Origin of the sequence: Thermogutta terrifontis (assembly GCF_002277955.1) — a bacterium.
GTDB classification, from domain to species: Bacteria; Planctomycetota; Planctomycetia; order Pirellulales; family Thermoguttaceae; genus Thermogutta; species Thermogutta terrifontis.
On sequence record NZ_CP018477.1, the window covers coordinates 1,009,797 to 1,020,616 of the forward strand.

The window sequence follows — 10,820 nt, forward strand, 5'->3', positions numbered from 1 at the left end:
GTTTGCAAACTGGAATGGGCGCATGCACGAAGTGGCCCTCGTCGAGTCCCTCCTTCAATCGGTTCAGGAGCACATTCACGACAGCGGTGTGACTGGGCAAGTTCGCCGGGTGGAGGTGGTCATTGGAAGGCTTTCCGGCGTGGTGCCCGAGGCGTTCCGTTTTGCCTTCGAGGTGCTCAGTCCGGATGTCCTGGGGCCCGGGTGCGAACTTGTTATCCGCGAGATACCGGCGGTCTGCCGGTGCCGTCAATGCGGAGCCGTCTCCGAATTGAGCGAAATGATCCTCTATTGTCCGCGGTGTCAAAGTGATGACGTTCTCATCGAAGGGGGACGCGATTTGTTGCTCCAGTCGATAGAATTGGACGAAGAGGCAGAGTCCGGAGATCCTCGGCCCGGGGAACCCGATTAAAGTGGCGGTTGTTCCGCCGGTGAGGGTTCGCGGTCGTCCATCGAGATTGGGACCAACCTCAGAAGGTGCGTCCCCGGCCGTGCGGACTTTCGATAACAGGCGGAGTTCCACGTCTCGATCGATGCCGTCACACCATGACGGCGGCAGGTTTGCCCGGACGTGCTCAAATGCTCATTGGGTCAGGCGCCGGGGGCCGGCCCCTGCCATTCCCTGCTGAAAACAACCCGGTTAGGATCGTGGCTCTATGAAAATCGTAGCGGCGAAGAAAATCTTAAAGGCGAACGATCAGTTGGCGGCCGCCAACCGAAGATTCTTCCACCAATCGGGAGTGTTTGTGGTCAACATTTTGGGTTCACCGGGTGGTGGGAAAACCTCGCTCATTGAAGCGCTCGCCGCCACGCTCAACGGCAAAGGACCCCTTGCGGTGATCGAGGGCGATCTGGCCGGGACGGTGGACGCAGAGCGGCTTTCCGCCCGAGGGTTGCCCGTCGTCCAGATCACCACAGAGGGAGCCTGCCATCTGGACGCCAATATGGTGGCAGCAGCGGTGGACGGCCTGCCACTGTCCCGGGGTGGTTGGTTGTTCATTGAGAACGTGGGCAACCTCGTCTGTCCCGCTGGGTTCGACCTGGGAGAGGATCTACGGATCGTGATCCTGAGCGTCCCGGAAGGCGACGACAAAGTCATCAAATATCCCACCATTTTTCAATCCACGCAGGCAGTGGTTATCAGCAAAATAGATCTGCTTCCTTATTTCGAGTTTCAGCCGCAGCGGGTCAGGGAGACGCTTTGCCGATTGAATCCTGACGCCGCCGTGTTTGAAGTCTCTGCAAAAACCGGACAGGGCATGGGGGAACTTGCGGAATGGCTGGTCGCGCGGCGGACGGCGGCCGAATCTAAAGCGGGCGGTTGATGTCTCATCCCCGAAAGATGATGGAGGGCTACAGGGAGATCGACAGTGGCGCGGAGTCAACCCAACTCCAAGTTGCGGATTCTTTTTCTTTGCACGGGCAATTCGTGTCGCAGTCAGATGGCCGAGGGCTGGGCAAGGCACCTGAAAGGTGACGTCATCGAAGCCCACTCGGCGGGCGTTCAACCTCATGGCCTGAACCCGTGGGCGGTCCGCGTCATGGCAGAAGCCGGGGTGGATATTTCCGGCCATCGCAGCAAACACCTGGACGAGGTTCTCCATATTCCCTTCGATTATGTGATTACCGTGTGCGACGACGCCGCGGAAAACTGCCCCGTTTTTCCCGGTACAACCACGCGCCTCCACGTGGGATTTCCCGATCCCCCGCGTCTTGCTCGCGGATTGACTGACGATGAAGCGATTCTGAGGATCTATCGCCAGGTGCGAGATGCCATCCGGCGGTTTGTGGAGACGCTGCCAGAATCCCTTCCCCCGCGGCAGGCATGATTCGGGCAAGCGCGGTTTAGAGTGAGGCAGCAGGGAAACCCACGCAGGCCAACGTAAGTTGTCTGCCGGCTTAACAGTCAGGACACGGCGTCGTGATCAGGCCGCGTCACTGGTGGTGGATTCTTTCCAGAAGAATCCGATTCGGCTGGGGCGGTAGGTGCGAACGTCCCATTGTTCGGGAAGGGGAAGCTGCGAGAAATCATAGCGGTCGTGGGCCTCGACCACGACAACACTGTCGGATGGCAATTCTCGCATCAATCCGGTGATCAGCTCCTTCATTGCGTCCCCGGCCTCAGTGTACAGTTCATACGGTGGGCAGCAGAAAGCGACATGGGGTTGCCTGGAGAACGAGGGGTGGTGCTTCCACCAAAGAAAAACGTCAGCCGGGATGATTTCGGCACGCTCGTTCACTCCCAGGTGAGTCACGTTCTTGCGGAGAAACTGGCAGGCGACAGGGTCTTTCTCAATGAAGTAAGCGAAGGAAGCCCCGCGGCTGAGGGCCTCCAGGCCCATGGCACCTGTCCCCGCGAAGATATCGAGCACCACGCTCCCGGGAATGGCCTCGCGGAGGATGTTGAAAACGGCCTCGCGAACCCTGTCGCGCATTGGCCGCACGGACCAATCCCCACTGTACTGGAGACGCCGCCCCTTGAATTCCCCCCCGATGATGCGCAATCCGAGGGGGCGGCGAAACCGCCGCTTTCCGGAGGGTGATACGTCCTCGCTGCGTCCACCCATCGTTTGTTCTCCTTCGGCGGCTGCTGTCTCCAGCGTGCGCTTTAGAGTGTCACTCCTCGTCCCCCGGTTGGCTGGTTTATCCTATTGAACCGAGTGAACCGGGCCACGCGATTTTTTCGCGGGAGACTTACAGTTTGAATGGCTCCGGTGTAAATCCCACGATGATGAAGGCCAGCACCAACCACCCCAGGATCGCGCGTCCCCAGCCCAGCGGTGCTTCGTCATTGGCAGTTGGTGGATGTTCTGGTCCCAGGAGCCCCAGCAGGAAGATCATCAAAAGCCATCCCCAGTAACCGAAGATGACCACCGCGGCAATCGCTGCCAGAAGCAGGAACATCCCCAGGGCATTCGCCCGCTTCCCCAATAAGGCATAGAGAATGTGGCCCCCGTCGAGTTGGCCAATGGGGATTAAATTGAGGGCCGTGATCAGCATGCCGACCCACCCGGCAAACGCCATCGGCCCAACGAGGAGGGTATAACCATCCGGGAGAGGACCTTTGATCCACTGCGTCAGATAGGTGAAAAGAAGAGGTTCTCCCAGTTCCATGAAGGCCGGTCCACGAACAACTGGAACTACCTGGGACTGCTGAATTCCCACAATGGTGAAAACGAGTGTGGGAATAAGCCCAGCCAGCGGTCCGGTGATGCCAATGTCAAACAGCGCCCGGCGATCGAGACGGCGGGTATCCATGGCAATGACCGCCCCGAATGTGCCGATCGGCGAGAACGGCATGGGCAAAAAGAACGGCAGTGTGGCCGGTGCGCCGTAGCGAAGCGCCTGGAGGAAATGCCCCATCTCGTGGGAAAGAAGCACGGCCATGATGCACACCGCGTATTTCAAACCTTCCAGCGGTCTCTGAAATCCCTGCGCCGCCGCGAACGTGCTCAGACAGGTGAGCAGGAAAAGAACGAGAGGGACGACCCATCTGGCCCGGGAAGGCTGTCGCGGCCGCGGGGCAAACTCGGCCCGAGTGACTTCCGGCGCGGGTGGGACCCCCGCCTCGCGGTAAACAGCATCGTCAGAGCGCGATAGATTGTCCCCCGGTTCGTCCTCAAACCAGGACGACCGCCGGTCCTCGGGATAACGCTCGTCGGGGTAGCGAGTCCAATAATCACTCATGGATGCAAAACTCACCAAAAGTTACTGTCGGGTAAAATTTGCCCGAGTAAAGCACCTGGGCAAAACGCCGGGCCGGTGGGCCTGATCAACTCACCATCCGGGGGCGAAACTCGACCGCACAACCCAGGTGGTCGGGCAAAATTGCCACGCCCCAGCTTTACCGTTAGTGTACCATTTCGATGGAGCAGGAAAACCAAGCGAACAATCTGGAACGGCCCGGATTCAGTTACCGACCATCCCGAGCCATGATTTGATTACCCCCTCTTTCAGTATCCCCACTGCGGAGGGATTGCCTCACCCGCGGCGGAAGGCCTCTTCCACGGCGGCCGCCTGCTCCGCTGCGGTTATCGAGGCCGAGACCTGGTAAGTCTGCTCCTCCACGCGGAGATTGGGCGGAACCACCGGGGCAGCTGATTGGCCGTTGTGAACAAACGTTCGATTACCTCCCGCCCGCTTGGCCTCCCTGAGCGTCTCCAACAACCGGAGGAACATGGCCGTGGGGGTGTCGTCGCTGCGTAATTCGGTCACTGCGGCAGACAGCGTGAGATGGACTGTATCCCCACCGATCGCAAATTGGGCCACTTCGAATTGTTGCCGGAAATGCTCCGCTTGTTGGACACCTTGCCGGACATCGGTTTCCCGCAACAGGAGGAGAAATTGATCGCCACCATAACGCACCCACGTGGCGTGGCGAAGGGAAGTCTGTTGGAAAACCTTCGCCACAGCGGCCAGAGTCTGGTCACCCAGGCGATGACCAAATCGTTGATTGATCCTGGCAAATTGGTCGAGATCGAACAGGACGGCCGTCAACCTCTCTCGGGCCAGCCTGCCGAGCGTGTGCGTTTGCAGAAACCGTTCTAGGCCAACCCGATTGAAAACACCAGTCAGCCGGTCGTAACAGAGCGGGGACGTCAACGCAGGCGGGGAATCGCTGTTGGCCGTCTCGTGGGCATAAACTGCTTCCAGCGCATCGCGGAATCCATGCGCAGATCCCATGAGATGGCTGCACTCTGCCTGTATCTCTTTTACTGTGGCATTGAAGTCTCCACGCAAATCGATGCTCGTGAGCCGGATTTCCGCCTGTTGCAGCGCGAGCACCTGTTGATGGAGGTGCGAGAGTATTTCTTCGGGAGGGGAGCTGGAGCTCGCACTGACAATGTTGGGAAGGACCTGATGGTACTGCCCGACCAACTCTTCGACCGTCGGTTCGACCCCGCTCAGCAGCGCTGCCAGCGCTTCGCGATCGGTGGGCGAATGACTGAAGAGTTGGTCGTGCAGTTGCCGCAGTTGATCGATCACCCTGTCGGTCTGTTGCAGAAGCTTAAGGACCGGGGACGAAGACGGTTCGCTTCCCGGCGGAATGTCGGTTTCCCGCTCGGAGCTTGCGACTCTCTCTGCACTAGGTGCAACCGATGACAGATCTGCCTCCTCTGTTTCCGTTGTGCCGTTTGGGGGGACACCGTCTTCGGTTTCTGGAGTGTCCGAAGTATCGGGCACATCGTTCGTGACGCTTCGTGAAGTGGCTTGTCTTGTGGGCGTTTCATCGTCTGCGACCGGCTCCTCTTCTGGAGAAGTTTCGGGAATCTCGCTGTCCTGAGTCTCCCGGTCGGTCTTGCCACGATTTGTGGCCGGGATGCCGCCGTCCTCAGGCTGGCCGGGGAAAGTTTCTGCGGCACTCTCGACAGGCGGTTTTTTCTCAGTCGCCGACGAGGGATCGCCAGGATCGGCCGGCTTTGGGGTGAGCCCGTCTCTGGTAGTTTGGGTCTCAGACGCGAGCCTGCCGTTATCGGAGTTTTTTGCGGCAGCTCGCACAACGTCAATGTAACGGCGGAAATAAATAGCCGTCGCCACGCCCAGGGCGAGGTTCAGTGCCGCCATGACGATGAAGCTCAGCCACAGGCTCATCATTTTGCTGCAACCCGGTCCTCGGATCGCCGGGAGTTCACGACGTCTCTTGCTTCTTCGAGCCACGCGTGGGAGGGGAATGCCGCCGCTTGATCATCACAATGGCCGCCACACCCTTACTGATAGTTGCCCGTTCTTCCAGGATATTCTGGGCCTTTTCGATGAGTGTTTTGACGGGCTGATGGAGGTGGCTGCTGATCATCGGCAGAAGCCGCGTTTCCCAAAGAGGACGCTGCTGGGCATCTTTCGCCTGACGCGCGGCGGCTGTCGCCACAACGAGAACGGAGTCCTCAGGCGCCGACCAGCGATGGGCCACATATTCGGATTCGGGATCCACCCCGAGCAGCGCACCGCTGGGGGGCACAATGCGATGACGCTTGGGAGTGATCAGAACGGCGTGGATTTCCCCGGCCGACGCCATGCGGAGATTGGAGCCGCAGGGATCTATCAGTCCGCAGAAAATCGCGGCAGCCTGGTCGCCGGCTGAGCCCGTCCAGAGTGTCAGGTTGAGTTGCTCCACAAGTTTCCCGGGGTCCTTTGCATACTGGCACAGCGATCGCCACGCGCTCCGCACGGATGTCATAACGAGGGTACTGCGGACGGAATCGTCAGGCATTTCGCCCATTGCGAAGTGGATTCGGCCGTCCCGGCCACAGCACCAGTCGTAAAAGGCGCCACCCAGTCGATCGGTTTCGAGCCAGCCGGCGAACTCCCATCCCTCAACAAGTGGTGAAATGACCGGCAACTGGCTGCGGAGAAGGCGCTGAGCTGTGTCGAGCTGCCGCCGCAAATCAGTGGCCTGGAGAGCCGTCTGGAGGGCCGCTTCCCGCTCCAGTTCCGCTGCCACCCGGCCGGCCGTCACTTCCAATAGATCGATGTCTCTTTCGGAGAAAGAGCGTTCCTCCTGGGCGAAGACCCACAGTGTTCCCAGAATCGTGGTCGGGGTCGAGATCGGCAGGCACACCGCGGAGGCACACGGTTCCGGGGGACGCCAGTGGGCGATCTGCGCGGCGGTTTCCAGGGCCACCGCGTGACCCAGCATGGCTTCCAGGTCGGCGAGGGACTCTTTGAGTATCCGGGGCGGAGCGAGGAGCCGGTTGAGGGGCAGTCCCCAGACTGCTCGAACTTTAAGGTAACTCGTGCTTTCGTCGAGGATGTACACCGCCGCCGCCTGCGCTCTCACCGCTGTGGCCGCCGCGCGGAGGACTTCTTCCAGCCGTCGGGCAAGGTGCTGGGCCTCTTCTGGATGAGGAATCAGGGGAATGCCCGCTGCCAGTTCGGCTTCGCGCTCCCACAGCGCAGTCCGGGTGGCGAGGATTTCTCCCAGCATGCCTGCCACACTGCGGGCAATTTCCACGGCAGGATGGGCGGGCGAGAGCTTTTCCCTCACACGATCGGTTGGATCAATTCGGAGGTGACCAAACGGACGACGGTTGCGGTCAGGCTGGCCGCCATCCGCTTGCGGCGCGACCACGGGAACATCCTGGGGGCTCGTGGGCTCAGCTCCAGGAATGAAACGAAGAAGACAGCCCGTCGCTTCCAGGTAGGAACGACAGAACTGCCGCCATCCGGCAACAGTGCTGACGTCAGCAGCAGGCGGGGGGGTGAACTCTTCTGCGATGATGCGCAAGGATCGGGGGGACATCTCTTCCACGGCCCTTGAAGTTGTGCGGATGTGATCCATGGCGGTCATCCCTGACAATGACTTCTCCATAACATGCATTTACTGTGAACTACGCTACATTCCTAGATTGCACACATGGCGTAGAATGACGTTGTCTTTTATTAACTCTAGATTGTGTTAAGTCGTTAGCTTTCCACAAATGTGCAGAATGCGCATTAGCTACAGATTCACATCGGAGACGAACAGGGAAAAGTCAAATGCCGCAAGCAAATGAATTGTCTGTAAAGGCTGGGAAAGATGTATAGGCGCTTAGCGAAAAGCTGTAGTTTATCGAAAGAGCCATCTACGTCGTTCTAGGAGGCTGATGGCATCCTGGTGAGATAGGTATTCTTGCTTACTCACAGCAATCTAATCAAAAAATGTGGAATGTGTAAAGAATAGGGAATATAGCGGATATAGCCGCAGTACTGACCGTGCCGGAAACATCGATTTTAGCGATTATTTCTGTTTTTCTGGCAGGCTTTGGCCGATGAGCAAAATGCAGTATCGGCTCTGAACAGCCAGCCGGGCTTGGTCTATCGGCGGCAAGAGGATTGACACGGAGGCGCACGCGTGAGACGAGTGCTTTGGCGAGCAGTCACGGGCGGGATGTTGTGGGCCCTGTGCCTGGTTTTGGGAATTCGCCTTGGACCAGCGGCCGAACCGCAAACCGGCAAAAGTCTGGCCTGGATGGCGGAAGAGGGAACGAACCAGAACGCCGACCAGGAATGGCCTCTCGGTACGTGGGACAGGGCGGCCTCGCAGGGTGAGCCGATCCCCACCCAAGGCACTGCTCCCTGCTGTGAAATCTGCGGCGCCGGCTACGACTGCCCTCATCTGTGGTCATGGTACAACGGCGCGAAGATTCTCAATCGCGGTCGGGCAAGACCCAAGCTTCTTTCTGTGGACGCCCTCGGCAACGGGAGGCTCAACACCAGCGACGCCAATTTCGATGTGGCCGGCGGATATGAAACCCGCGTCCTCTACTATCTGGGCAATGATCGCGAGAACCGCGACCAGTTCATCGAGTTCGTCTACTGGGGGCTCAACGAGTGGAAGGATACGCAGGCGGTTCGTGGCGAGCGCGTCACCTACAATTCCGACTTATTTGGTGGCACTCAGTTCACCGCGGGTGACCTGTTCTCTTTCTACGGTCTGCTGGATTTCAACTACGCGGACACACATCAGATTCGTTATGAGTCGGAAATCAACAATTTCGAGTTGAACTGGTGGTTCAAGCCAAGGCCGCGACCCGACCGACTCGCCCTGCTACCGAACGGCCGGTGGCAGCGGCAATGCCAGCCGGGCATGTATTTCAACTACGCCGTGGGTTTTCGCAGCCTCTCCTTCGACGAAGGTTTCACCTTTGACAGTCGGGGAATAGTGATCACCGACAGTGGACCCGAATCGCTTTATGCCCGGCAAACAATTTGGACCCAGAACGACACGTTTGGAATTCAACTGGCGGGCGAAATCATGTTCCGGCGACACCGCTTTGAATGGGGAGCCCGGGTCAAAGCGGCCCCCATGTTTAACTGGGCGGAACAATTCACGGACTTCGCCCTGGCCCATCCTCCCAATCACATCACCCGTTATGCAAAAGACGACGACGTGTCCTTTATGGGGGAGGTCAGTATTGTGGCCAATTATCGCCTTTGGGATCGCGTGCGCGTGTTCGGGGCTTATGACATGATGTGGCTGGACGGAGTGGCCCTGGCACCGGAACAGGTCGATTTCACCCTGCTCAGCCCTGGGCGGATTAACGACAACGGGACCGTGTTCTTCCAGGGCGTTTCTCTTGGATTCGATGTCGTCTGGTGACAGCGCGGCCACTTTGGGCAGAAACCGAGGGAAAGCCCCTGGTGATTGACCGGGGGCTGCTTTATTCTAATTTTTCATGATCACGCGCTGGCCGGATGGAATCTTTGCCGAACGTCGTTCGTCCGCTATGGGGCGGCTTCTCATTGCCTCCGCGCTGGCCGTCCTGGCCGGACGGCTGGCAGTGCTCCTTGTCCCGGGAGCTTTGACGACCGACCCTGACAGCTATCAGCACGTTGCCCGGCAGTTGGTCACGCGGGGAAGCTTCAGTCTCGACGGCCGTCCCACGGCCTATCGCCCGCCGCTTTACCCGCTAGTCCTGGCAGGGGTTCAAGCATTCTGGGGCGAGCGGTGGCGGATTGGCGTGGCGGGCCTGCACCTACTGATGGGTTGGGCGACCGCGCTGTGTACGGGGATTCTCGCGGGCCGAGTAGGTGGACTTCGCGCGGCCGCACTCGCAGTGTTGCTGGCCGGGTTCGATCCCCTTCTCTTGCATTCCAGCCGACTCGTGATGACGGAGACGCAAAGTGCATTTCTCGCGGTGCTCGTCGTGTGGTTGGCGAGCCGGGTAGCCAACCGCACGTCAGGACCGACTTGGTTGGCCCTGGGACTCCTTTTAGGCGCGTGCGCACTGACGAGACCCACCTTCCTCTTATGGCCTGTTGCTCCCGGATGCCTTGCGCTCCTATTCTCGGTGACGGGGAAAGGCCGCGAAACGCTTCACGAACGAATGGCCTCTTCATCACCGGAAGGACCGTTTCCGCAACAGAAGGCCACAGTTTCCCCGCGGAGATCGTGGCGCGCCTCTGTTGAGGACGCACTTCATCGGACGGGACGGCCAATCCTGTGGCTGGGGCTGGGATTGGTTTTGGCGCTTTCACCGTGGGGACTGCGGAATCTCTTGGTGTTTGGAAAAGTCATCATCGGGACCACTCACGGGGGATATACGTTCTATCTCGCGAATAATGAAGATTTTTATCAGTTTTTGCGCAACCCCGAGGACCGTCTGGTTTGGGATGCCACTGAGTTTAATCGCCGTTGGGAAACTACGGTGGCCACCCACGCTGGCGGGAACGAGCTGGTGGCCGATCAATTGGCGTATCGTCGGGCCTGGCAGACCATCCGCGGGCAGCCAGGAATGTTTCTTTACGCTTGTGCGTACCGGCTGCTTCAGTTATGGCGGCCGGTCCCCCATCAGCTTGACCCTCACGAGCCGATTTCGGTGCAACTGGCTCGGTGGGCAGTGGGGGTGTTCTACCTGGCGGAATATCTTTTCGGACTGCTCGGGCTATTGGTTGTGATCAGCGAGGCTCGACCGGCGAAGAATCCGTCTGCGTGGTCCCTCGCCGTGTGGGGATTGGGCCTCGCAATAACCCTCAGCTTGGCTCACATCTTTTACTGGACCAATATTCGCATGAGGGCACCGCTTGTTCCTGTCTTGGCAGTGTGGGCAGCCGTGGGAATTGAACGGTTCCTCCAACCAAGCGGTTGGGGAGAGGCAAAGCGGTTTCAGGGGATCTATCGCCGCTGATTTCCGCGGGGAAGATGTTTCACAAAAGACGCCCTGGCCACCTGCCAGAGACGGCAGCTGCAACGCCCAAGGGGGCATCGCGAACCCGGCCGGTTTCATGGTAACGATGTCATCGATCGGTCAGCCGATGAAGACCTGACGCATCTGTACTTTTGGTAATGATTTGTGATGACGTCAAAATCCCGAAGCGTTGTAGGGGCAATTCATGAATTGCCCTAC

The 10,820-nt window shown here is 59.1% G+C and carries 9 protein-coding genes; 5 read left to right on the forward strand and 4 right to left on the reverse strand.

What is annotated here, in order from left to right:
* The first annotated feature begins 22 nt into the window (after nucleotides 1–22).
* From hypA to THTE_RS03720, 3 genes are all read left to right on the forward strand, one after another.
* Nucleotides 23–409, forward strand: a complete 387-nt coding sequence (gene hypA, locus THTE_RS03710) for a hydrogenase maturation nickel metallochaperone HypA (RefSeq protein ID WP_095414166.1) — start codon at nucleotides 23–25, stop codon at nucleotides 407–409.
* 244 nt (nucleotides 410–653) lie between these two features.
* Nucleotides 654–1,322, forward strand: coding sequence for a hydrogenase nickel incorporation protein HypB (gene hypB / locus THTE_RS03715; protein WP_095414167.1), 669 nt, complete (start codon nucleotides 654–656; stop codon nucleotides 1,320–1,322).
* A 45-nt stretch (nucleotides 1,323–1,367) separates the two neighbouring features.
* Nucleotides 1,368–1,826, forward strand: coding sequence for an arsenate reductase ArsC (locus THTE_RS03720; protein ID WP_095414168.1), 459 nt, complete (start codon nucleotides 1,368–1,370; stop codon nucleotides 1,824–1,826).
* A 96-nt stretch (nucleotides 1,827–1,922) separates the two neighbouring features.
* Here THTE_RS03720 and THTE_RS03725 read toward each other — a convergent pair whose 3' ends face one another.
* The 4 genes from THTE_RS03725 to THTE_RS03740 form a co-directional block, all read right to left on the reverse strand.
* Complete coding sequence (locus tag THTE_RS03725; RefSeq protein ID WP_095414169.1) at nucleotides 1,923–2,564, reverse strand: RsmD family RNA methyltransferase; 642 nt, start codon at nucleotides 2,562–2,564, stop codon at nucleotides 1,923–1,925.
* Between the two features lie 127 nt (nucleotides 2,565–2,691).
* A complete protein-coding gene (locus tag THTE_RS03730) occupies nucleotides 2,692–3,684 on the reverse strand; it encodes a site-2 protease family protein (RefSeq protein WP_095414170.1) in 993 nt (330 codons plus the stop codon).
* Nucleotides 3,685–3,978: 294 nt separating this feature from the next.
* Nucleotides 3,979–5,592, reverse strand: a complete 1,614-nt coding sequence (locus THTE_RS03735) for a GGDEF domain-containing protein (RefSeq protein ID WP_095414171.1) — start codon at nucleotides 5,590–5,592, stop codon at nucleotides 3,979–3,981.
* Nucleotides 5,593–5,626: 34 nt separating this feature from the next.
* Nucleotides 5,627–7,273, reverse strand: a complete 1,647-nt coding sequence (locus THTE_RS03740; RefSeq protein ID WP_168175782.1) for a PP2C family protein-serine/threonine phosphatase — start codon at nucleotides 7,271–7,273, stop codon at nucleotides 5,627–5,629.
* Between the two features lie 552 nt (nucleotides 7,274–7,825).
* On the opposite strand from THTE_RS03740, the gene THTE_RS03745 reads away from it, so the two are divergent.
* Complete coding sequence (locus tag THTE_RS03745) at nucleotides 7,826–9,073, forward strand: hypothetical protein (RefSeq protein WP_157731692.1); 1,248 nt, start codon at nucleotides 7,826–7,828, stop codon at nucleotides 9,071–9,073.
* 76 nt (nucleotides 9,074–9,149) lie between these two features.
* Entirely contained in the window at nucleotides 9,150–10,601 is a 1,452-nt protein-coding gene (locus THTE_RS03750; RefSeq protein ID WP_095414174.1) for a glycosyltransferase family 39 protein, read from the forward strand.
* Nucleotides 10,602–10,820 lie beyond the last annotated feature (219 nt).